Source organism: Bacillus sp. S/N-304-OC-R1 (genome assembly GCF_019749375.1).
Lineage (GTDB): Bacteria > Bacillota > Bacilli > Bacillales > Cytobacillaceae > Cytobacillus.
Window position 1 is genome coordinate 26,584 of record NZ_JACWFE010000004.1, and the last position, 23,101, is coordinate 49,684.

General features: G+C 36.1%; 23 protein-coding genes and 2 pseudogenes. 14 read left to right on the plus strand and 11 right to left on the minus strand.

The window, feature by feature from the left end; translation table 11 throughout:
* Positions 1-183: 183 nt before the first annotated feature.
* Positions 184-678 carry a spore coat protein gene (locus H0173_RS05240; RefSeq protein ID WP_221845304.1) on the plus strand — a complete coding sequence of 165 codons (495 nt, stop codon included), beginning with the start codon at positions 184-186 and terminating at the stop codon, positions 676-678.
* A 45-nt stretch (positions 679-723) separates the two neighbouring features.
* Here H0173_RS05240 and H0173_RS05245 read toward each other — a convergent pair whose 3' ends face one another.
* Positions 724-867, minus strand: coding sequence for a hypothetical protein (locus H0173_RS05245; protein WP_221845305.1), 144 nt, complete (start codon positions 865-867; stop codon positions 724-726).
* 140 nt (positions 868-1,007) lie between these two features.
* On the opposite strand from H0173_RS05245, the gene H0173_RS05250 reads away from it, so the two are divergent.
* Complete coding sequence (locus H0173_RS05250; protein WP_221845306.1) at positions 1,008-2,384, plus strand: amino acid permease; 1,377 nt, start codon at positions 1,008-1,010, stop codon at positions 2,382-2,384.
* Positions 2,385-2,448: 64 nt separating this feature from the next.
* On the opposite strand, the gene H0173_RS05255 is transcribed toward H0173_RS05250, so the two are convergent.
* On the minus strand, positions 2,449-3,075 hold the full coding sequence (locus H0173_RS05255) for a LysE family transporter (RefSeq protein ID WP_221845307.1): 627 nt from the start codon (positions 3,073-3,075) through the stop codon (positions 2,449-2,451).
* Positions 3,076-3,247: 172 nt separating this feature from the next.
* Here H0173_RS05255 and H0173_RS05260 point away from each other — a divergent pair, with 172 nt between their 5' ends.
* The 4 genes and pseudogenes from H0173_RS05260 (at position 3,248) to galE (ending at position 5,611) form a co-directional block, all read left to right on the plus strand.
* A complete protein-coding gene (locus H0173_RS05260; protein WP_221845308.1) occupies positions 3,248-3,589 on the plus strand; it encodes a hypothetical protein in 342 nt (113 codons plus the stop codon).
* A 67-nt stretch (positions 3,590-3,656) separates the two neighbouring features.
* A complete protein-coding gene (locus tag H0173_RS05265) occupies positions 3,657-3,932 on the plus strand; it encodes a YqhV family protein (protein ID WP_221845309.1) in 276 nt (91 codons plus the stop codon).
* A 124-nt stretch (positions 3,933-4,056) separates the two neighbouring features.
* Complete coding sequence (locus H0173_RS05270) at positions 4,057-4,521, plus strand: YndM family protein (RefSeq protein ID WP_221845310.1); 465 nt, start codon at positions 4,057-4,059, stop codon at positions 4,519-4,521.
* Between the two features lie 107 nt (positions 4,522-4,628).
* A pseudogene (gene galE / locus H0173_RS05275) lies at positions 4,629-5,611 on the plus strand (UDP-glucose 4-epimerase GalE).
* A gap of 2 nt (positions 5,612-5,613) precedes the next feature.
* Here galE and galU read toward each other — a convergent pair.
* Positions 5,614-6,474 (minus strand): UTP--glucose-1-phosphate uridylyltransferase GalU, encoded by an 861-nt coding sequence (gene galU, locus H0173_RS05280; RefSeq protein WP_221845311.1) that lies wholly within the window; start codon positions 6,472-6,474, stop codon positions 5,614-5,616.
* 172 nt (positions 6,475-6,646) lie between these two features.
* Here galU and H0173_RS05285 point away from each other — a divergent pair, with 172 nt between their 5' ends.
* Genes H0173_RS05285 through H0173_RS05300 form a run of 4 tightly spaced genes read left to right on the plus strand, consistent with a single transcriptional unit; the run spans position 6,647 to position 9,998 of the window.
* Positions 6,647-8,326 carry a DUF6044 family protein gene (locus H0173_RS05285; RefSeq protein ID WP_221845312.1) on the plus strand — a complete coding sequence of 560 codons (1,680 nt, stop codon included), beginning with the start codon at positions 6,647-6,649 and terminating at the stop codon, positions 8,324-8,326.
* Positions 8,327-8,344: 18 nt separating this feature from the next.
* On the plus strand, positions 8,345-9,382 hold the full coding sequence (locus H0173_RS05290; protein WP_221845313.1) for a glycosyltransferase family 2 protein: 1,038 nt from the start codon (positions 8,345-8,347) through the stop codon (positions 9,380-9,382).
* Positions 9,336-9,785 carry a GtrA family protein gene (locus tag H0173_RS05295; protein WP_260631040.1) on the plus strand — a complete coding sequence of 150 codons (450 nt, stop codon included), beginning with the start codon at positions 9,336-9,338 and terminating at the stop codon, positions 9,783-9,785. The genes H0173_RS05290 and H0173_RS05295 overlap by 47 nt, the downstream gene beginning before the upstream one ends.
* A gap of 45 nt (positions 9,786-9,830) precedes the next feature.
* Positions 9,831-9,998 carry a hypothetical protein gene (locus H0173_RS05300; protein ID WP_221845314.1) on the plus strand — a complete coding sequence of 56 codons (168 nt, stop codon included), beginning with the start codon at positions 9,831-9,833 and terminating at the stop codon, positions 9,996-9,998.
* Positions 9,999-10,214: 216 nt separating this feature from the next.
* Here the strand turns inward: H0173_RS05300 and H0173_RS05305 are convergent, their stop codons facing one another.
* The 5 genes from H0173_RS05305 to H0173_RS05325 form a co-directional block, all read right to left on the minus strand.
* Positions 10,215-11,951, minus strand: a complete 1,737-nt coding sequence (locus tag H0173_RS05305; RefSeq protein ID WP_221845315.1) for an FTR1 family iron permease — start codon at positions 11,949-11,951, stop codon at positions 10,215-10,217.
* Positions 11,952-12,043: 92 nt separating this feature from the next.
* The gene (gene efeB, locus H0173_RS05310) at positions 12,044-13,315 is read right to left on the minus strand and encodes an iron uptake transporter deferrochelatase/peroxidase subunit (protein WP_221845316.1); all 1,272 of its coding nucleotides are present in this window, start codon (positions 13,313-13,315) and stop codon (positions 12,044-12,046) included.
* Between the two features lie 5 nt (positions 13,316-13,320).
* Positions 13,321-14,175, minus strand: coding sequence for an iron uptake system protein EfeO (efeO, locus tag H0173_RS05315; RefSeq protein ID WP_221845317.1), 855 nt, complete (start codon positions 14,173-14,175; stop codon positions 13,321-13,323).
* Between the two features lie 103 nt (positions 14,176-14,278).
* Positions 14,279-15,019 (minus strand): YqcI/YcgG family protein, encoded by a 741-nt coding sequence (locus tag H0173_RS05320; RefSeq protein ID WP_221845318.1) that lies wholly within the window; start codon positions 15,017-15,019, stop codon positions 14,279-14,281.
* 125 nt (positions 15,020-15,144) lie between these two features.
* A complete protein-coding gene (locus tag H0173_RS05325; protein WP_221845319.1) occupies positions 15,145-15,510 on the minus strand; it encodes a carboxymuconolactone decarboxylase family protein in 366 nt (121 codons plus the stop codon).
* A gap of 192 nt (positions 15,511-15,702) precedes the next feature.
* Between H0173_RS05325 and H0173_RS05330 the strand changes: the two genes are divergently transcribed.
* Together H0173_RS05330 and splB are read left to right on the plus strand one after the other, a co-directional pair.
* The gene (locus H0173_RS05330) at positions 15,703-15,969 is read left to right on the plus strand and encodes a transcriptional regulator SplA domain-containing protein (RefSeq protein ID WP_221845320.1); all 267 of its coding nucleotides are present in this window, start codon (positions 15,703-15,705) and stop codon (positions 15,967-15,969) included.
* Complete coding sequence (gene splB, locus H0173_RS05335) at positions 15,966-16,994, plus strand: spore photoproduct lyase (RefSeq protein WP_221845321.1); 1,029 nt, start codon at positions 15,966-15,968, stop codon at positions 16,992-16,994. Before H0173_RS05330 ends, splB begins: the two co-directional genes overlap by 4 nt.
* 46 nt (positions 16,995-17,040) lie before the next feature.
* Here the strand turns inward: splB and H0173_RS05340 are convergent, their stop codons facing one another.
* Positions 17,041-20,091 (minus strand): efflux RND transporter permease subunit, encoded by a 3,051-nt coding sequence (locus H0173_RS05340; protein ID WP_221845322.1) that lies wholly within the window; start codon positions 20,089-20,091, stop codon positions 17,041-17,043.
* A 338-nt stretch (positions 20,092-20,429) separates the two neighbouring features.
* On the opposite strand from H0173_RS05340, the gene H0173_RS05345 reads away from it, so the two are divergent.
* Both H0173_RS05345 and H0173_RS05350 read left to right on the plus strand, forming a co-directional pair.
* The gene (locus tag H0173_RS05345) at positions 20,430-21,335 is read left to right on the plus strand and encodes a MerR family transcriptional regulator (RefSeq protein ID WP_221845323.1); all 906 of its coding nucleotides are present in this window, start codon (positions 20,430-20,432) and stop codon (positions 21,333-21,335) included.
* A 101-nt stretch (positions 21,336-21,436) separates the two neighbouring features.
* The gene (locus tag H0173_RS05350) at positions 21,437-21,610 is read left to right on the plus strand and encodes an asparagine synthase (protein ID WP_221845324.1); all 174 of its coding nucleotides are present in this window, start codon (positions 21,437-21,439) and stop codon (positions 21,608-21,610) included.
* A 131-nt stretch (positions 21,611-21,741) separates the two neighbouring features.
* On the opposite strand, the gene H0173_RS22660 is transcribed toward H0173_RS05350, so the two are convergent.
* Both H0173_RS22660 and H0173_RS22665 read right to left on the minus strand, forming a co-directional pair.
* Positions 21,742-22,521, minus strand: coding sequence for a methyl-accepting chemotaxis protein (locus tag H0173_RS22660; protein WP_396021188.1), 780 nt, complete (start codon positions 22,519-22,521; stop codon positions 21,742-21,744).
* Positions 22,507-23,040 (minus strand): annotated as a pseudogene (locus tag H0173_RS22665) (protoglobin family protein); the annotation flags it as partial. The pseudogene H0173_RS22665 and the gene H0173_RS22660, both read right to left, overlap by 15 nt.
* Positions 23,041-23,101: the final 61 nt, after the last annotated feature.

The window sequence follows — 23,101 nt, forward strand, 5'->3', positions numbered from 1 at the left end:
TCAAGCTATAGCTTATTTTGTTCATAAAAATAGTGCCACCTTTCTTTAAGTGCACATTTAGTAGTATGAACGTTTCCGTATTAAATATTTTATTTTTCATTTGGTAAATTGGACAAATGTCTAGGTATCAAAATTTGAATAGGATATTGTGTATGTATTAATGCTATTGGAGGATTAATATAAATGGTATATAACTACAGGAAAACTTTAGCCTGGCATGAAACATTGGAAATTCATGAATTGGTTGCATTTCAATCGACAGGACTAATAAAGTTGAAAATGGGATTCAGAAAAATTACTGATAAAGACTTGAAAGTCATTTATCAAAGAGCTATTAAAGATTTGGAGAAAAATATAAATGAGCTGCTTCAATTTTACCCATCTGCGCCCTCTATACAAAGAGTGACCGAGTCAAAAAGTGATCATATAGCATTTTATGCAGGAGATTTATTAGGTATATTCAAATCCTCAATCCGTAATTATGCCAATGCCATAACAGAAACGGCTACCCCCGAATTAAGAAAGGTTTTTTTAAATCAATTAATTCGAGCAATTAATTTGCATGAAAGAATATTTACCTATATGTACCAAAAGGGCTATTACCCATCATACGATTTTGGACAAATATTGCATAACGATCAAAACTTAGCACAAAAAGCTTTGTCAATGAAATATTGATTAAAAATGAGAAGAGCCATATAATTGGCTCTTTTTTTTATATAATTATCCATTTATTCCTTGTAGCCAGTCTTGATAACAGTCTCTGCAGAGAATTTCATCTCTATCCTTATTTGACACTTGAAAAGTTACCTGGTGAATCTCTTTTTCATTTGTTTCATTGCTGCAATAAAAGCACTGATGACTCATCGCAATCCCCCTTATATATAGGTGTTTATATTTTGAACGGGAATGGCTTATTTATTCTTTATGAGTAGCTGTCAATTTTTCGATACATATTTAGCTAGGTGGGGTTAATAATAATTTGGAGTTTTAAGGGAGGGATAAGGATGGAGATACCAGCTCGAGCAGCAGAACAAGGCAGCCAAGATGACGGTGAAAAAAAATTAGCTTGGTGGCAGCTGTCTCTTATCGGGGTCGGCTGTATTATTGGGACTGGATATTTTGTTGGTTCTGGAATTGGTGTTCGGATGACAGGGCCATCAATTATAATTGCCTTTCTTCTTGCCGCATTAGGCACATATATTGTGTTCGATGCACTAGGTAAAATGGCAGCGAAGGACCCTCAAAAGGGAGCCTTTCGATCGTATGCGAAAAAGGCATATGGAAGGTGGGCAGGCTTTAGCAGCGGCTGGGTGTATTGGTTCTCTGAAATGTTGATTTCTGGGAGTCAGCTGACAGCACTCTCTTTACTGACCCGCTTTTGGTTTCCTGATATTCCATTATGGGTATTTTCCGCTATTTATGCGGTGCTTGGAATATTCGTCATCATGATTGGAACAAAGGGTTTTGAAAGGGCTCAAAACATATTTGCTGTTATTAAAATAGCAGCTATTTTTATGTTTATCATATTAGCTATTTCTGTTCTATTTGGTTATTTTGGTGGCAATTTAAAGGACTTAAAAATACCGACTAATAAGGATGACTTTTTGCCGAAAGGGCTGCATGGGATTTGGTCTGCACTTATTTTTGGATTTTATGCATTTGGCGGAATTGAAATCATGGGAATATTAGCTACCCGGTTAAAAAAGAAAGAAGATGTCCGGAAATCAGGATCAGTCATGATCGTTATGTTAGCTACGATTTATTTTATTTCGTTAGCGCTTGCAACTGGGTTAGCTGCGATCGATAAGTTTACAGCGAATGAAAGTCCATTTGTTATTGCTCTCGAGAAATATAATATTAACTTTTTTCCTCATGTTTTTACAGGCGGAATTATTATTGCTGGTTTTTCAACAATGGCTGCATCGTTATTTGCTGTCACTAGCATGTTAGTTACACTTTCAGAGGATGGTGATGCACCAAAAATCTTCTCTAAGAAAGGAAAGCTGAAGGTTCCGCCACTAGCATTGACACTCACGATTGGCGGATTATTAACGTCTGTCGTCTTAGCGCTAGTTATGCCTGATAGCGTCTATGAATATATCACGACGGCTGCAGGGCTCATGCTTTTATACAATTGGTTTTTCATTTTAGTCTCATTCCCGCGGATTATAAAAGCTACAGGGTTTGATCATTTCAAACGATTTACTGGCATGGTCTTAATTCTACTGGCAATCAGCGGTACCTTATTTCAAAAATCAAGCAGACCAGGTTTTTTTGTGAGTCTTTTATTTGTTGTGTTCATAATAGCTGTGTTAATAATTATGAATTTAGTAAAAAAGCGGAAAGAAAGCAAGGGCTATAATCCTCAGGGGGCATTATAGGATAAATAAATGTAAGGCTGTCAGCATGAAGAGACAGCCTTACATTTATTGTGATATTGGTAACTTAAAAAAACAATAAAAGAACTGCCTCATAACCGAAATAGATCCCAAATCCAATTAAAGAAATTCCTGAAAATACAGAAATACCAGCAAGGATTTTTCCTGACAAAAACCTTCTAAAGCTGCTTGCTATGAGTGCCATTGTAATATCCCAAATGAGTAATCCAATAATAATAGCACAACTATAAGCAAACAAATGATTTGGGTCAAATTGTGATGCTGTTTTTGCTAAGACTGAACCGAAAATTCCTAACCAAAAAAGAATCGTTAAAGGATTTGAAATTGATAATAAAAATCCTGAGGAGAAAGACTTCATTGCAGATTCATTTCTATTTCTTGTACTTGTTTCAATCTTTCCAGCACTTATAATACTCTCAATCCCTGTATAAATTAGAATGAAAAATCCAAAAGACCATAGAAAGGTTTTTACAATCGTGATTTCAAGAAATTGAACAAGTCCAAGAAATACACCCAACATGTATATGATATCAGCAATCATGGCCCCAAGACCGACTAGCCAAGCATGCCAAAAACCACTTTTGATTCCTTTATCTAATTGTGCTGCATTTACTGGCCCAATTGGTGCCGCTAGTGTTAATCCAAGAAAGACATAGCTAAAAAAAAGCCCCATTTTAAATCTCCTTGTTATGTAGTTATGTTTGTACACATTCTATTCAGGAGCAATGGGTTGTACGACTAATTATTGAAGCAAATAATATTAAAATTTATGAAGAATAAAAAAATGCATTTGGAGAATAATAAAATTGAATTTTCTTTCATTTATAAATTTGGAGGGCATATTGATGTCTGTTATCGTTTACCAGTACTTTGAACTCAAGCAGGATAAATTTAAGGAAGCAATTGAAAACCTTCAAGAAATGAAGAAATACCGAAATGAAAATTATAACCATAAGGTGGAAATTTTAACGCCTATTACCGGTAGTGATCATACATATGCGATTATTGCGACATATGAAGGACTTGCAGAAATGGAATTGCAAAATAAGAAAATGTTCGATGATGATGAATATTTAAAGATAGTTGGTCAGTTTTTCTTGGAAAATACCGTTCAAGGAAGCATGCATACTCAATTTTTCCGAACAATGAATGATAATCCAGAACCAAAAGGCAAGGAGAAAAAATAATAACTTGTCCTTTTCCCACAGTTTGCAGCATATATTAGTAAAAGCAAACTGTTTGGGAGGATTTATCATGTTTCAATACTTAGAAAAAGCAATCATGGGCATGGCATTTTTAAGAGTAATCTCAGGGAGTTTGGAAATTTTCGCTGCGATTTTAATATTGAAATATAATGATGTTGAAAAGGCACTTGTTGTTAACAGTTCACTTGCTTTAATTGGTCCAATTATTTTAATCGCAACAACAACAATCGGATTGTTTGGATTAGCTGAAAAGATTTCCCTGAAAAAGATTGCCTGGATTTTTGGAGGAGTTGCTTGTATCCTTTATGGAGTTAAAAGTAATTGAAAAGGCGGTGACGTGCTATGTCACCGCTTTTTTTATGTAAAATCAGCTTATCATCTTTCCGTCTATTGATGCTGAATAGGAAGGAACTAAATTAAGCAAAATAGACTTAAAAGGAGCTGATGTTATGAAGCATGTTAAAGCATTTTTTGTAAAGTTTATACCTAGTTTTATCCTCCTATATGTGATACTGGGATTATTATATGGAATGTCCTTTGGCATGGTATTTTTTATCTCATTTTGGCTAGCAGCATCCTCATATGCAGTTGGGGATTTTATCGTTTTACCTCGGTCCAATAATTTTATTGCAACGGTAGTAGATTTTGTATTTGCGTTTTTCGTTATTTGGTCATTTAGTTTCACATTGTCACTTAGGGAAAACATAGTGAGTATGTCACTTGTAGCCGCAGCAGGAGTGGCCCTGTTCGAAATAATCTTTCATCGATATATGGCAAATGTAATTATGACGAATATGGACACTCATCCTGCAACACCGAGAATGCTGCAATTTCAAACAGAAGCTTCAGAGGAGCTTTCGCCTGATACATCCGATTTAAAAAAGGATACGGACAAGAATCATCCAAATGAATGAAATTCACGTCTGCTTTTATGGGCAGGCGTTTTTGTTTTTTTCGGTCCCGAATACTTTCTTTTTTCTTTGCATATAGAAAATGGAGATTAAGATTTTGGGGGGATTGCATGTCTATTTTGGTCACTGGAGGAGCAGGGTATATTGGGTCACACACGATTCGTTGTTTAATTGAAAATCAGTATAGTGTAGTAGCAGTTGATAATTTGCAGACGGGTCATCTTAAGGCAGTTCATCCTGCAGCAAAATTTTACAAAGGGGATATTCGATCCTTGCCTTTTTTAAATGATATATTTGAGAATGAGGGTATTGAGGCAGTATTCCATTTTGCAGCTTGTTCCCAAGTCGGAGAATCGATGGTGGATCCTTTAAAATATTATGAGGTGAATGTGAGCGGAACGAAGGTATTGTTAGAAGCAATGAGTATACATGGAATTAAATACTTCATTTTCTCTTATCTGCTGCTGTTTACGGTGAAAGTGAAAATCAGCCATTAAAGGAAAGTTCGGCCCTAAATCCATCCAGTCCTTATGGTGACACGAAGCTTGCTGTTGAGAAAATGATACATTGGTGGGGGAAAGCATATGATACAAAGTATGTTTCCTTGCGGTATTTTAATGCAGCGGGTGCAAAAGAGACAGGAGAAATAGGGGAAGATCATAGCCCAGAAACACACTTAATCCCTATTATCCTGCAAGCTGCATTAGGAAAAAGAGAATATGTGACGATTTTCGGAGATGAATATTCTACGAAGGATGGCACATGTTTACGTGATTATATTCATGTAGAGGATTTAGCAGACGCACATGTAAAAGCGTATGAATACTTATTGAATGGAGGAGATAGTGATGTATTTAATTTAGGGAACTCTGCGGGATATTCTGTAAAAGAGGTGATCGAAGCAGCAAATAAGGTTGTTGGGAAAAAGATCAATGTAAGGATCGGAACTAAAAGAGCTGGAGATCCCGCAGAATTAATTGCCAGCTCGAAAAAAGCTAATCATATTTTAGGCTGGACACCTAAGAAATCTTCCATTGAACAAATCATAAAAGATGCATGGAATTGGCATAACCGCCATCCTGAAGGGCACTAAATTTAAAAATCCAATCGCTTAAGGTACATGAATAATTTTTGTTTTAATTCTGGACGCTTTAATGCAAAATCAATCGATGCTTGCAAAAAACCAAACTTATCTCCGATATCATACCGTTTTCCTTTAATAATATATGAAAAAATTGATTCATGTTGGTTCAGGGAATCTAACGCGTCTGTCAGCTGAATCTCATTATTTTTATCTGGCAAAATGTCCTCAAGAATTGGGAAGATTTGCGGAGTTAAAATATATCTTCCAATAATGGCTTGTGAAGAAGGAGCTCTCTCAACAGAAGGTTTTTCTATTAGACTGTCAATCTTGTATAATTCTCCAATTTGTTCAGAATAGCCTACAATTCCGTATTTTCCTACATCAGAGAGGGGGACTTCTTTGCAGCCGATAATGCTTGCTCTTAATTTGTTATATTGATCAATCATTTGTTTTAATGCAGGCTCCTCATGATCTATAATGTCATCACCTAACAGAACAGCAAAAGGCTGCTCACCAATAAACTTTTTTGCACATAGAACTGCATGACCTAAACCAAGCGGCTCCTTTTGGCGAACATAATGAATATCTGCCATTTCCGATATATTTCGGACTTCCTTAAGCATATCTTCCTTTCCGTTTCTTTCCAATAGTAATTCCATTTCGATCGATTTATCAAAATGGTCCTCAATAGCACGTTTATTCCTTCCTGTAACAATAATAATATCTTCAATTCCTGAGGTAATTGCTTCTTCAATAATATATTGAATGGCAGGTTTATCAACAATTGGGAGCATTTCTTTTGGCTGAGCTTTTGTAGCTGGCAGGAACCGTGTTCCTAATCCGGCCGCTGGAATAACTGCTTTTTTTATCATGAATGTTCCCCCTTTTTTCACCTCTTAGGTAACATTACTATGTAAGAAAGAGGTTGTATTATCCCATTTGCTAAGTGAAAAGGAATATTTTTCACAGTAAAGTACACCTTAAAAGATAACATGAGTTTAAGAACGTTAAATTAAAGCATCGAGTTTATGAGGTGTTTACATAATGCTGTTTCAGGAAAATAAAGCAGAAAAGTGGCTGCTCATTTTTGCTTTTATTGCATTAGCCATTTTTGTTTCACCGCTTTACATATTAGGGGAAAATGCTCATATACGAGTACATGATAATTTGGATTCTAATTTAGCTTGGTATAAGGTACTCGCTGAAAGCGGAATGTTAACCGGGTCTGTACATGCGGTCATCCCGCAAATTATTAACGGACAATTGAGCCGCAATGCGTTTGGAACGGAATTTAGCCTCATCGTTTGGCTGTATGCACTATTCCCAACTATGCTAGCCTATGCTATCAGCCAGACAATTACGAGGGTTTTTGCTTTTATTGGCATGTACCTTTTATTGAAAACTCATTTATTGAAAGAGAATAATTGGATTCATTTATTAATAAATATCGGCACCTCTCTTGCATTTTCTTTTACACCCGTTTGGCCTTCAGGGATGTTAAGTACCCTAGGTATGCCTCTTGCTTTATGGGCATTTTTGAATATCCGAAAAAGGGAGAGTATGTGGAAAAGCTATCTAGCTTTAACACTTCTTCCTTTCTATTCAAGCATAGTTTTAGGATTCTTTTTCCTCCTTAGTGCTATGGGGATTTTCTGGCTGACCGATGTGTTAAGAGGAAAGGGCTGGAATTGGCGTTTTTTATTGTCGATTGTGTATATGACGGTCATGTTCTTTATAGTGGAATACCGATTGGTATATTCTTTTTTATTTGATGATGAACCGAATAGCCGTGATGAATATTTTCATGCAAGATTATCCTTTTGGCGTTCGATTAGGCTCACATATAAAAATTATATTTACGGCCATCATCATGCGGCAACAATCCACACTTTAGTTATTCTGCCTGTTATGGTATTAGCCTTTCTGCTTGTGTTGAGAAAAAAAGCTTGGAAAGCAGAAAGAATGTTTACCTTTTTATTTATTCTGAACCTTGCCTTATCCGCCTGGTATGCCTTTTGGTTTTATAGGGGGTGGCTTCCATTAACAGAGCGATTCCACTTTTTAGATACATTTAATTTTGCAAGATACCATTTTTTAAGGCCGCTTGTCGTCTATATGCTATTTGCTTTGTCATTAAAAATATTACTTCGTTCGTGGTTGAAAAAAGTAGTTCCCCTTTTAGTTGCAGCTCAAGTACTTGTTTGTGCCTTAACGAATGAAGAAATCATTTATCAAACGAAGCCCACAGTAAAACAATTTTTTGCTGAGGAACAATTTAGAGAAATAAAAGATTATATAGGAATTCCCCAGGAAGAATATCGAGTAGCAAGTATTGGGATCCATCCTGCGATTGCTCAGTATAATGGCTTCTATACTCTCGATACATATAACAATTTTTATCCGTTAACGTACAAATATCAATTCAGAAAAATTATTGAGAAGGAATTGGCGAAAAATAAAACCATACGGATTTACTTTGATGAGTGGGGGGGGCGTTGTTATATTTTTACAGCTGAATTAGGAAAAAGATATATGTTTAAAAAAAATACTAAAAAACGCTTGAAAAATTTGGAGCTAAATATTGAACCTTTTAAAGAAATGGGAGGGAGATATATTTTTTCGGCTGTTCCAATTGACAATGCAGCTGAAAATAGCTTGAGTCTGGAACGGACTTTTGAGTCTGACAGCTCAGCTTGGAAAATTTATTTATATACAACAATCTAAACATCAGGAGGAATCAGAATGGATTATCCAGTGCTCACAATTGTTGTTCCTTGTTATAACGAAGAAGATGTTCTCCCAGAAACAATGCCGCAGCTATGCTCTTGTTTAAAAGAACTGGAGAAGGAGGGATTAATATCGAATAAAAGCAAAGTTTTGTTTGTTGATGATGGAAGTAGGGATAAAACTTGGGAACTCATTTATAAACAAAGCCTACATGATGATGTTGTTAGGGGACTTAAACTTGCAAGAAATGTAGGTCACCAAAAGGCGCTCTTAGCTGGTCTTATGACAGCAAAATCTGTTTCGGATTGTGTCATATCCATTGATGCTGATCTTCAAGATGATATTTCGGTTATTCGAGAATTTATCATTAAATATCGTGAAGGAAATGACATTGTTTACGGGGTTCGGCGCAAGCGTGATAAGGATACATTTTTCAAAAGGAGTACTGCCCAAGGCTTTTATAAAATTATGAATAAAATGGGTGTTGACCTTGTATACAATCATGCGGACTTTCGTTTAATGAGCAAGCGGGCACTCCATGAATTACAACGTTTCGAAGAGGTCAATTTATTTCTCCGCGGCATTGTGCCTATATTAGGATTTAAATCTGCTTCAGTCTATTATGATCGTAAGGAAAGAAGTGCAGGAGAAACAAAATACCCGCTGAAAAAGATGCTTTCATTTTCCTTTGAAGGCATTACCTCATTCTCAGTAATGCCTATACGCCTTGTCATGTTTACCGGTATTGTCTCTTTCTTCATCAGTTTATTATTTGGTTTATATTTCCTTACATTAAAAATGACAGGCAGAACGCAAACTGGGTGGACTTCATTAATAACATCCATATGGTTAATTGGGGGGCTCCAGCTCATTTCTATTGGGTTAGTAGGAGAATATATTGGGAAAATTTATAGTGAAACGAAACGGAGACCAAAGTATGCTGTGGACATCGATATGTTTACTTTGCCAATCCCACGCCACTTAATGACAGATGGAGGCAATGAAAATGGGCTCTTTAACCATGATCATGCAAAACTATCTGAAACGAACTAATTATTTTATTAGATTTTTATTTGTAGGTGTTTTAAATACCTTGATTGGATTTTCCATCATGATTTTTCTTTTAAATATAGCAGGGATGTCTTATTGGTATTCAACCTTTCTTGGTAATACCGCCGGGGCTACGTTCAGTTATATATTAAATAGAAGCTTTACATTTCAAAGTAAAGTCTCTGTCAAAACAAGTATTTTCCGCTTTATGTTCGTTATCCTTGGGTGTTATTTAGTTGCATATAGTACAAGCCATCATGTTTTGAATTTTTTTGTAAATTATACACTAATAACTAACGCCCTTATTGCAGAAAATATAGCAGTGGCAATGGGAACATGCATTTATACAGTATTAAATTACTTAGGGCAAAAATACTTAGTATTTAAAAAAGCTGAAGTGATTTGATCAGGTTTTTAGGAATTTTACAATATAGTAATTGGAGGGTTTGTAATGGAAAAGAAAGCGGGCGAACATTTACTGAGAGGACTTGTGAAAGACATTGAAAGTGAATATGAGATTAGTAATACAGGATATGGATTGGAATCTGTGGAAGAGACAGATGAAGAAAGGTTAAATCGCCAAACTGGAAATGCCAATCCTACCTGTGGTGGGTTGTGAATAAAGCCAGGGTATTGGACAGGTTTTCAGGAATTTCGATATTCATGGCCGATAAAGATGGTTATTGGACAGGTTTTCGGGAATTTCGAATTTCTTGTCCGATAAAGCCAGTTATTGGACAGGTTTTCAGGAACTTCAATTTTCTTGTCCGATAACCTTACTAATTTTATAAAGCCAAACTCATTTTCAAATAAAGAAATGAGTTTGGCTTTTATGTTAAACTGTTTGCTGTTTTTGTTTCTTTCCAACAAAGAAAACGGTGAATACAATAATGACAAGTAAAAGCATTTGCGAGATGATCGTTTCCCAAGTAGGGAAGAAGCCGATAAAGTCTAGTACGGGCAGTTCTTTAATTGTTTTTGTCTTAATGACATTTGTCAGCTGTAATGCATGGAGACTCATACCCAAAATTTTAAAGGCTAATAAGTAAATAAAGATTGTGGCGACCTTGAAAAATGGAGTAATAGGCATTTTTGTGCTGAACTTAATAAATAAAACTGTGAAAATAAGCAGTATAGCTAAAGCTACGAGAATGCCAATGAATAAATTGGCTGGTGAAATAGATGGGGCCATTCCCACATAAAATATGATCGTTTCAGCACCTTCTCTAAAAATGGATAAGAAGCTGATGAAGGCCATTGTAAATATACTTCCTTTGGAAAGAGCGGAGCCCATCGTTTTATTAATAAACCCATTCCACGCTTTAATATTTGATTTTTGATGAAGCCAGATTCCGACTCCTAGCATCATAATGACAGCAATGATTCCGGTAATGCCTTCCATGATTTCACGATTTGCTCCAGCCATCGCGGAAGAAAAAACAGCATTAATCAAAATAGCTGCGGCAACGCTCATAATGATGCCGGCAAAGGCGCCAAGCCAAATCCATTTTTGAAATTGCCCATTATTCGTCTTTCTTAAAAAAGCAATAAGTGCAGAGATGATAAGTAAAGCTTCTATGCCTTCCCTAAGCATAACTAGAGCAGCATCCCAAAAGGTATAGTTTTTCTTTTGTATTAGCTGAATGTCCAGTTTATATTCTGACAGCTGAGATTTTAATGCCTCTTTATTAGTCTTAGAGTTTGATAGCTTTCCTGCTATTAAAGGAATATTACTTTCTAGTTCTTTATAAAGAGCACCATTCCTCGTCATTACTTCACCTTCTACAGAAGGCCAAACAGATAGAAATTTCTCTAATGGCTGAATGGCCTTTTCCGGTTCTTGCCCATGGATTGCTTCGATTGATACATCTAATAAATCAATAAGCGTTTGAAGTGAATAATGATTTTCTGTCTTTGCTTTCATATCAACGCCATTCGCGAAGTTAAAAATGGCTGACGAAAGTTCATTGAATTTAGCCTGGATATCGTCATAATTTTTATCTTCTTTTAGTATAGCGATACGTAAAAAACCCATTTTAGTTTCGATTTGCCCATAGGCATTAACGCTTTGCTCTCGGACGATGCTTTCTTTTTTATTCCAGGCAGAAAGCAGCAATTTATAGTTTACATCCAACTTTGCTCCATCTTTATTGTTAATGTCCTTTTGGAGTGCTTGAAGAGGTGGGGTTATGGCTGTTTTAAATTTTTGGCGCTCCTCTACATGATCAATTGGATTCATCGCTTTGTCATAAGCAACGAGGGAATTGGATACTGCCGTTAACCTTTTTAACATAAGTGTTTTGTCTTCAGCTTTTAAAGCCTTTTCTGTCTCTGTTATAGCATGAGTAACTGCCTTTTCTTCTTTTCCAGCACTTTTGTCCATCTGAACCCAGTCTTGTTTTAATTGTTGAAAAGCCTCATCGGCACCAGCCCAGTTATCTGCTTTTGTTTGCATGATGGCATCCCCAACGGAAATATATAAGTGGCTGTAGTTATTCTCTGCTGCATAGGAAGAGTAGGCAGGGGACATAAGCGAGATAAGAAGTATTAGAATAAAAATTATTTTTTTCATGGGAAGGACTCCTTAGTAAACATCAATTAAACTCTAGGAAATGGAAGAACCGGTCAAGTTCCTGCACTTCTTAGAGTTTGCTATAAAATATTTTAATCAAAAAGGGAAGAACCGAGGTAGCTTCCTTTTTTTACACCGGGGAAGCATGCAAAAATTGCACTGCCGCGGTGGGAGATATATTCATTTAGCTTGTCAATTCTGCCAAAGCTATTTTGAATATTAATAAAGCTTTTTGGACTTTTTTGGAAAGAGATAAATAATAATCCTGCATCAAATGCCCCTGTTCCTTGCTGTACCCCATTAGAATACGAAAATGATCTTCTTAGGATTTTGTCCTTTACCTGTCTTGCAAGGTAAACATGTGAAGTAGCAGGCACGACACTATTTCCATTTTCATCCGTCCTGTTTATATCCATATCTTCAAATTCATTTGTTTTTCCGATTGGCGCACCCGTATCCCGATGTCGTCCAAATGTCGCCTCTTGTTCTTTTAAAGCTGTACGATCCCATGTTTCCAGATGCATTTGAATCTTGCGGGCAACTAAGTAAGTTCCCCCGGTTAGCCAATCCTTTGATTCCCCTGGCTGTACCCAAACTACTTCATTCATTTCCTTCTCATCATCCACATTAGGGTTGCCAGTACCATCTTTAAAGGCAAATAAGTTTCGCGGTGTTTCTAGTTTTCCGTTTTTTTGCGGATAAGAATTAAACCCTGTTTGTGACCATTTCATTGTCACTTTGCCTCTTGCTGATCGAATTAAGTTTCGAACAGCGTGAAAGGCAACTTGGGGATCATCTGCGCAAGCTTGGATGCAAAAATCCCCTCCAGTATAAGCTGGGTCAAGCTGATCCTTCGGAAAATGAGGTAAATCCTTTAGCTCATTAGGCTTTTTTCTATGAAGGCCAAATTCTTGTTTTTCAAAAAGACTTGGCCCGACTCCGAAAGTTAAGGTTAAATTTGCTGCATCAAGTCCATTTGCTTCTCCCGTATCGAGAGGGGGAAGAAGAGTATTAGAAGAATCTAATTTCATTTCACCGTTCATCATGCGCACACTATCCTCTGTCCAAATTTTAAACAGTTCCTTTAATTCGGCCTTCGATGAGGCTGTGCAATTCAATGCCACAAAATAAACATGCTTCGGATTTTTTGTTAGAATTCCAGATTGATAGCTTCCATAAAAGTTAACCTTATTTTTAGAAGTTGGATTATCATCTGTAAAAGGATTGGCTCCTATTGCTGTTAATACGCCGCCCATGCCAGTCGCTCCAAGTACAAGACCGACACCGCCAATTCCTGCTGCCTTTAATATATTGCGTCTAGATACTGCTTTATTTAAAATGGAAGTTCGTAATTCTTCCTTCATTTTGATCACTCAACAACGATGGCCATTTGGCTTAACGGTTCTCCAAGCCCATCAACTGCTTCTGATAAAGCTTTAGTATCTTCGTTTGTCAGAGATTCAAATAAAACATAACCGCCTCTGCCATCTTCATATTTTGCTAATAAATCATTTACTGCTTTAAAACGACTTTCTAATGTCTTAACAAGCTCGGTGTCTTTTTTTGTTAAGGCAGGTTTGAAAATCTCAAAGATTTTTTCAGCACCCTCGATGTTTGCTTTAAAATCATATAAATCAGTGTGAGAATAGATTTCCTCTTCACCAGAAATTTTTGAAGTGGAAACTTCATTAAGAAGATCAATTGCACCAGTAATCATAAGATCAGGCGTGATTTCAACCGTTTCAACCTTCGCACGAAGCTCTTTCGTATCATTTAATAGCTGGGTAGCAACTTCTTCATAGCCCTTTGTTGTATTTTCTTCCCATAACCCATATTCAAGCTTATGGTAGCCAGACCATTCCTCTTCACCTTTGCCTTCTTCCTTAATGTCAGCCAGGCGGGCATCAATTCGAGGATCTAAATCGCCAAAGCTTTCAGCAACAGGCTCAGAACGTTCGAAAAACATACGAGCTGGTGCATAAAGTAATTTTGCTTTTTCAACATCTCCCGCAAGGATGGCTTGAACGAATTCGTCAGTCTTTATTACGAATTGATCAATTTGGTCAAGAGCAAATTCTTTATAAGCCTCCTGTTCCTTAGATAAATCCACTACCTTGATTTCCTGTTTAGGTTCTTCAGTTCCAGCGTTATTACTGCTGCTGCATCCAGCTAAAAGACTGCCAGCTAAAATGATAGAACTGGATAATAATGCTATAGATTTCATGATAATACCCCGTCTCATATAATTTCACATTAATAACGATAATCATTATCAATGAAAAAGTCAATGTTTTTTTAAACATAGAAAAGAGTCATTGAATCAGCTTTCAATGACTCTTTTTAATCATTTTTTTAAAGGGGCACTCTGAGAAATTAATTTGTTCATCAGGGAGGAAGTATTGTTTCCACTCGAAGTTATCACTATTACCATATGAGTTTAATGCGGGGTGGATGGGAAGTTTGTCGTATTTTTCAATCCTATGGCGGATTTTCTTTTTCAAATTTGCAGCCTGTTTTTCTTGTGCGAGAAAATCAATTAAAACCGATCTTGGAGTGATTGCTAGCATATAAGCAGGGAAGCTTCTGCTTTTACGATTCTCATGTGCTGGAGTGGCGCAATACATGAAATAAGAGGTACCGTGGAAACAGTATTCCCAAAGTGGATGATTTGGATCAATTGGAATGCTTTCTGGCCAAGCTTGTTCATCGTACTTATTCAAATTCTCTAACTGCTGCCAAAATAAGCGGTAATAATCTTCAACCTGCCAGTTTTTATACCTTTCTTGGGGGGTATTGAAAAAAACAATTAAACTTGTAAATTTTCCAAAGCTTTTATAGTTTATCGTATAATCTTTGAGTATATAAGCAAGTTCCTTTGCTGATTCTTGGCTTTCCGGAATGCCTGCGAAACCAAATCGAAGGTGACCTAATGTATATCCCAGGACTGCTGGAATACAAGGGAATGGATTTGTTTTATCCGTAATTTTCTCTTTAAATTGAAGATAGGCAATGTTTTGCCAAGATTCTAAAGGTAGCCCATCAAGCTCTGAATGATGAAATAAATTCATATAGATTCCACTCCTATCTTTACTAATCCTAAATTATGCGATTGGATACGATAGGTGAATGTCTATAATGAACAAGAAAAATAAAAACAGGGTGCATAATAATCAGCTTCCCTGTTCAATAGTGTTTATTGTTTTATTTGATTAAGTTCATGCATACATTCCTGAACAAGAGTAACAGCCTGACTCATTGCAGGACCTCCGCCGAAAGCGGCTGTAACGCCAACTGCTTCAAGAATTTCTTCCTCTGAACAGCCCTGATCAAGGCATCCCTTTGTATGATAGATTATACAATATTCATCACGGGAAAATAGACTAATGCCAAGTGCAATTAACTGCTTATCTTTTTGAGATAGAGCACCTTCTTTAAAGCATTCCTCTGTAAAAGCGTTGAATTGACTTGCAAATTCCGGCATTTTTTTCGTAAAAGTCCCAAGTCCCTCTTTATATTGATATAATGCTGCCTCTGTTGAATTCATACCTTGAACATCCATGCAAAAATCAGCTCCAATTCTATAAAGATAAACATCCCAAGATTATTATGAGCCTTTCTGCATGGATTAAACTATCTTTTTTAAAAGTATGTAGCTTCCATAATTAAGAAAACATAATTTCAATATCAATAGGCAAAATCATAATAAGTTAAACTTTTTGGTACAGGACTATAGAAGAGATAGGTGAAACTAATGGACTTATTTACGAATTACCAACAACAGTATAATGCCGGAGATGTTGTTTATGTTTTTTACCGTAATCCACATATACAAAATGTAACAAATATTCAAGAAGCAGCAGTGGTCAGAAATCCTGAAAATCCGAACGAGCTAGCGTTATTTCTCTATGAAACATATTATCCTTTATCAGATGAAATGGCGGTATACGCTTCAGAAGATGAGGCAAAACAGGCATACCATTATTTCTATGGTGATGTAGCTGAGGGGACGATCGAATGATTAATCCATTCCTGCCTAAATTAGTATATTTCGAACCTGATGCGTTAGATTACCCTTTAGGGAAAGCTCTAAAAGAAAAATTTGAAAAGATGGATTTAGAAATTCGTTATACAACATCTCATAACCAAGTTAGAAACCTTCCAGGAGATAATGAATTTCAGAAATATCGGGTAGCTAAATCAACATTAGTGGTAGGGATTAGAAAAACATTAAAATTTGATACGTCCAAGCCTTCAGCTGAATATGCAATTCCATTTGCAACAGGCTGCATGGGACATTGTCATTATTGCTATTTGCAAACAACAATGGGAAGCAAGCCCTATATTCGTACATATGTGAATGTGGATGAAATATTAGAAGCTGCGGACAAATATATGGAGGAAAGGGCACCAGAAATCACTAGATTTGAGGCCTCCTGTACATCAGATATTGTCGGGATTGATCATTTAACTCATACATTAAAACGGGCGATTGAGCACTTTGGCGAGTCGCAATACGGTAAGCTTCGGTTCGTAACAAAATTCCATCATGTCGATCACTTACTAGATGCAAAGCATAATGGAAAAACACGTTTCCGGTTTAGTGTTAATGCCGATTATGTGATAAAAAACTTTGAACCAGGAACATCACCTCTAGAGAAACGGATCGAAGCTGCAGGAAAGGTAGCTAGAGCGGGATATCCACTTGGCTTTATTGTTGCACCAATTTATTTGCATGAGGGCTGGGAAGAAGGGTACTATCATATGTTTGAACGACTAGAAGCAGAGCTTCCACCAGAAGCGAAAAAGGATTTAACATTTGAATTTATCCAGCATCGTTTTACGAAGCCAGCGAAAAAGGTAATTGAAAAAAACTATCCGATGACGAAATTAGAATTGGATGAAGAGAAAAGACGTTATAAATGGGGAAAATATGGAATCGGCAAGTATATATATCAAAAGGAAGAGGAAGAGGATTTGAAGACTCATTTACATTCCTATATGCAGAAATTTTTTCCGGAAGCAAAATTAGAGTATTTTACTTAGTATAAAAGAAAATGGCCCCTAGCCAATTTAACGCTAGGGGCAAATCTTATTTTACTTGAAATGTGTTTTGGCTATAATGTTTTTCTTTTTTTAGCTGTCTAATGAAGAATAGTTCGTAAATAACAGGTACCAGGATTAAGGTAAGCAGGGTAGAGGAGGTTAATCCCCCGATTACCGTAATAGCTAGCCCTTTTGAAATTAATGTTCCTGTAGAGGTGGTCAGTGCTAAAGGAATTAAAGCTGCAATAGTAGCAAAGGCTGTCATTAAAATTGGCCGGAGCCTAGTTTTCCCAGCTTCTATGAGTGCATCTCTAATGGACATCATTTTCTCCTCGCGATTCTGACCAACCCGGTCTACTAAGACGATTGCATTCGTCGTAACAATGCCAATTAACATGAGCAATCCAATCATGACACTAACTGACATTGGTTCGTTTGCAATAAACAATCCAAGCATAGACCCGATTGGAACGAAAATAAGTGATGAAAGAAGAATGAATGGAATCCGAGCCTTGCCAAATGTAATTAATAATGTTAAATACACTAATCCAATCGCAATGATCATCGCTAAGCCAAGCTGGATAAAGATTTCTACTGTTTCGTCACTTCCGCCTCCGCCTTCTAACGTCACGTTTTTCGGTATCTCTACATCGTTATTGACACCGTCTATGACCCTTGCAGATACGGAACGGATGTCATTTGAATCAATTAATGCAGAAACTTGTGCAAAAACTTTGCCGTCCAGCTTTTGGATGGAGGTAAATGCATCGATTTCCTCGATATCAGCCACTTCAGTAATTGCAACTGGTCCTTGCGGTGAAAGTATTGTTAATTTTTTAAATTCACTTAAAGAAACGGTTTGTTTATCATAGGATAATTGAACACTTCGATCTTGATCATCTAAATTTAATGTACCAACAGTGACTGGTTTTGTTTGATCACTGACTGTCGCTAAAATTTGATAGCCTGATATCCCATACTGTGAAGCTTTCTCTGACTGGATTTTTACGAGAATTTGCTTCTGTTTTTCCGAAAAATTATTCGAAACATACTTTAAATCCTTCTGCTTAAGCATGTAGTTTTCAACATGATTGGCAGCTTCTTGTAAAGCTTTAAGATCTGTAGAATAGAGGTTAATATTCACATTATTATTTGAAGGAGGTCCGCCAGTCGATTGTTCCTGGATACCAATTACTGCATTTGGTTCCTTTGTAAGAACGATTCCTTCGATTTCTTTTTCTATATCCTTTATGGATTGAGCAACATTCACATTATCCTTTAAGCTTATGAAATAATTGGCTTGATTTTGTCGCTTTAATCCAGTTTGAAAGTCTCTTGAACCAATTCCAGCTGTAACTTCATCAATTTCCGCATTATTTTCAAACATTTTTTCTACTTCCAGTGATATTTCATTCGTCCGCTCGAGCGATGTCGAGGCCGGAAGCCTAACAGATGCAACGAGTAGCTTTTGTTCTTCATTCGGAATAAATGTAAAGCCAAGGCGCGGAACGAGAGCTAGTGAGCCTGCTAAAGATAAAATCGAAATAATAATAATTGCCGATTTGTGATTAAGAGACCATTGAATAAGCTTGCCATATTGTCTTTGAAGTGCATTTTCTTTTTCTTCTTTTGGCACTTTCTTGAATGAAAACTTAGCCAAGATTGGAACAATCGTAATCGCAACGAGCAGTGAAGCTAATAAAGAAAACACAATTGTTAAGGCAAAAGGAAGGAAAAATTCCCCCGTAATCCCTCCTACAAATCCTAGCGGTAAGAAAACAACAACCGTTGTAATGGTAGATGACGTAATAGCTTTGAGAATTTCCTTCGTTGATTGTTGAATCAAATCATCAGTCATTTCTGATTTTTCTTTGCGAACGCGCCTGAATATATTTTCAATGACGACAATACTATCGTCCACAACACGGCCAACAGCTACAGCCATTCCCCCTAATGTCATAATATTAAGTGAAATGTCAAGCTGATATAAGAAAATAGATGAAACGACTAATGAAAGTGGAATAGAGACAATGGCAATGATAGTTGCCCGAATGTTTCTTAAGAATAGCAGTACAGAAATGGATGCGAAAAGTGCTCCGAGCAGACCTTCTTTTATTAATGTATTAACCGATTGTTCAATTCCTTCTGCGGAATCAAAGCCAATCGAATAATCTAATTGGTCTTTGTAGCTGTTAAGAACTTTAAGTACATTCCCCGCGACTTCTACTGTATTAGCATCCTGTTTTTTGGTCACAGCCATTGATAATGATTCCTTCAGATTATAACGAGTAATTTCAGGTTTCGATGAAATTTCTTCAATTTCAGCTATATCAGATAATTTTACCGCATTCATATTTGGGGAAAATGCCGATTTAAGTTCAATATTCTTTAGTTCATCAATTTTTTCTGTTTTCTCTTGTACACGAATAGGGATCACAACTTCATTATCATTAACATTTCCTGCTGGAAAAGAAAGCTGCTTTTGCAGAATTTGATCTTTGATTCCACTAAGTGTTAAGCCATACTGATTCGCTTTTTCTTTATTAATCGTTATTTGTAAAGTGTTTTCCGTTAATCCGCCAATAGAAATACTGTTGATCCCTTGGATTTTATTCAATTCCGGCACAACTTCATTGTCAAGAAGCGCTTGTAAGTCTGATGAGCCTTTTGAAAAAAGAGAAATATTAAAAATAGGAAATGATCCAAAAGAAAATCGATTAACTTCAATCTGTACAGAATCCGGAAGATCAGTTTCATTGATTAACTCTTTTACACTATTCTCTACATCATCTAATTTCACATCAAAAGGAAACTCCAGACTGATAGTGGAGATGCTTTCATAGGTTGAGCTCTGCATCTTCTTGATTCCTTCAAGCCCTTTTAACTTCATTTCAAGCTTACTTGTCACTTGCTCATCAATATCCTGCTGTGATGCTCCCGGGTAAAATACCTGAATGGAAAGCTGCGGGAATTCGATATTAGGCAGGAGATCAACTTTCAGCTTTGAAAATGAAAACAGCCCACCTAAAATTAATAAAAACGAAATTATAAAAATAGCGACAGCATTTCTTAAACTAAAACGAGTTAAAAAATCCATAAATATCCCTCCCACTTATTAAAGACGATAAAAGTAGTTAATCTTATCAAGAAAGATGATTGAATAGAACTTCGATTTTTTCTATGTATGGAGCAGCGGCCATTATCTTTAATTAAAAATAGTATATTCTAACATTGTCACTTTGTAAAATGTTTTTCATCAAATATTATACAAAGATTATACAAAGTGATAGTAAACCATTTAAGTTTTTGTTCTTTGTCAAATATATGTATAATCTTTTGGTTATATTGTATAAAGTGAAATCATGTTATATATTAAAAAAGACAGTTATTAAGTTAAAATAAATTATTTAATTTCGTATAGGGGATGGATTTATCATGACCCAATATTCAGAAGAATTAACATATAGCATTCAGCAAGTTGCAAATATTAGCGGGCTATCCAAACAAGTGATTAGAAAATGGGAAGAACGGTACGGTATTGTAAATCCACAAAGGTTAGACAATGGATATCGAATTTATTCTCATAATGAAGTAAATCGGATTCTATTTGTGAAGTCTTTAGTAGAAAACGGCTATACAGTTAAACAAGCTGCTATGCATGTTCAGCAGCAATCGAATGAGGAAGAAATCATTCATAAAGCAAAAGAAGGTTATATAGAACCACCAAAAACATTGAATGAGCATGTCATATCCTTGCTTCATGAAGGCGCTATGCTTCATGAAGAAAATATCAATCGGATTTTGCAGCAGGCTTATTTATCCTTAGGGCTACGAAAGTTTCTCTATTCAGTTGTTGTTCCGTTTTTAAAGGAAGTTGGGAATAGATGGAGTGATGGACGCTGGGGAGAATATCAAGAAGCTTTATCTAGCTTGGCTATAAGAGATTTTCTCGTCCAATTGCGGAGAAATTTTCACTTTAATGAGAATGCGCCAATAATAATTGGAGCATGCCTGCCTGAGGAAAGACACGAAATTCCACTCCACATTATTTTACTGGAAGGTATGTTAAATGGGTGGAAAACAGTTGCTCTTGGACCATCGCCTGCACCGAGTGCGATACAATCAAGTGTTGAACAGTTAAACCCTAGAAAAGTTATTCTATCAGCTATTACTACGCTTCCATTTGAGAAAAATCCGGAAATCATTCAGGACCTAGATGAGTTTGCTGCGCAATATCCTCATATCCAGTTCTATATTGGCGGTCCAGGTGCTGAAGAGTTTTTAAAAGATAAATCCCTGGATAATATTATTTTTTCAGACACTGTTAACGAAATTCTTTAAATAGTGACAAGATCAATCAAAGCAAGTGTATAGAAATCAATTTCTCGTTTAACAATAACAATGGTGTGATTCACCAACTAACGATGTAGGGGGATTTTACTATGAATATTCGTGAAGGCTTAATTCCAACTGCATTAGGTTCAGCTGTTACTTTAACAGGCTATGCCATGAAACAAAACAGAGGGTCAAATAAAATGATTGCAAATACTGTTTTCGGATTTGGTTTAGCTCACGTAGTATTAGGGGTAATTGACCTTATTGAACATCGTCGTTAGTTTTTTTGGAAAGTCGAGCATTGAAAAAGCTCGGCTTTCTTCCTATTTATCATTAAATCGGAGTAATTATAAAAGAATCGATGAAACAAGGACTTTCATTTGTTTCATCGATTCTTTTTGGCATATTTAGTTTAAAGATTTTCCGCCTTGTCATAAAGTTTACCTGATAGTTTTGTTAGATTATGTGTTGTAGTATTAATCTCTTCAATCGCATCTGCAATAAAATCTAGGTCTGATGCATTTTTATTAAACATTTCGAGAAAATTGCTCATTTCAAATTTAACCGTCATAATTCCTGTTCGTACCTGATTCATATTATCTTTTGAAGAGAAAGAGAGTTCATTCATACTCTTCATTATTTCAACAAGCGCTTCGATATTTTGCGTGCTTTGAGTGATTAGTTCTACAATTTCATGACTCATGTTTTTTGAGTTTTCCGCTAGTTTTCGTACTTCGTTTGCCACTACAGTAAACCCACGGCCTTCCTGGCCAGCTCTTGCTGCTTCAATTGCAGCATTGAGTGCTAGTAAGTTCGTTTGGTCAGCCACTTTTTGTATTTCATTCGTCATATTGGTGATTTGGCCTGAGATATCTTTAAGTGTTTCTGTCTTTATGATGGAATTTTCAATTCTCTCTGCTAATCCATCAAAGGATTCCTTCATATCCTCAATTTGCTTTTCATATTGCAGAGTTAAATTGACAAGATTCTTACTACTTTTGCTCGTTTGAACCGTATTCGTCTTAATTTCTTGTGTCTTTGCGGCAGTCTCTACAATGGAAGCCTCTGATTCTTCCATAGAAAGGGCTAGCTCCTGACTAATGGAAAGCAGTTCATCTCTTAGAGCTAAATTCTTTGTATGAGTTTCTTCAATTTGTGCAATTTTACTATTCATATAGTCTTCCACAACCATTTGGCCATCTAGATTAAATAAATGATTAAGTGCGAGTAATGTAGTAGCTAGCTGTTCGGGATTATCTTGCAGATGCTCAATAATTTTCGGAATTAAAAGTGATTGAAATGCTCCAAAAGTAGCTAAAAACCAGCCAATTGGCAAACCGGCCTTAAGGTGAATATTTCCCATTCTTTCTCTCATTGCATGATAGGACTCATCAAAGTTTCCATTTAAAATAGTAGAAATATATGCTTTAAAAACATTATGTAATCTTTCTCTGCTTGTCTTAGATGTAGCAATTTCATTTAAATTTGGAAATGTAGATAAATGGTCTAATATCATTGCTATTCCTTCATCAGCCATTTCAAGCAGCAGTGGACTAATATCCTTTATTGCGTCCAGATGTTTCTTAGATAATCCCATAAACTCTGCTCGCGAAGTAAATAACGGGTCCAAGCCTGTAACAGAATTTCCATCAGTAATCTTTAATTTTGCCTCAAATCTTGGTGATTTAGATTTAGAAAACATTGTTAACATAGTAATTCTCCTCTGTTGTATAAAGTTTGTAAAATGTTTGTATATTGTTGTTACGATTATG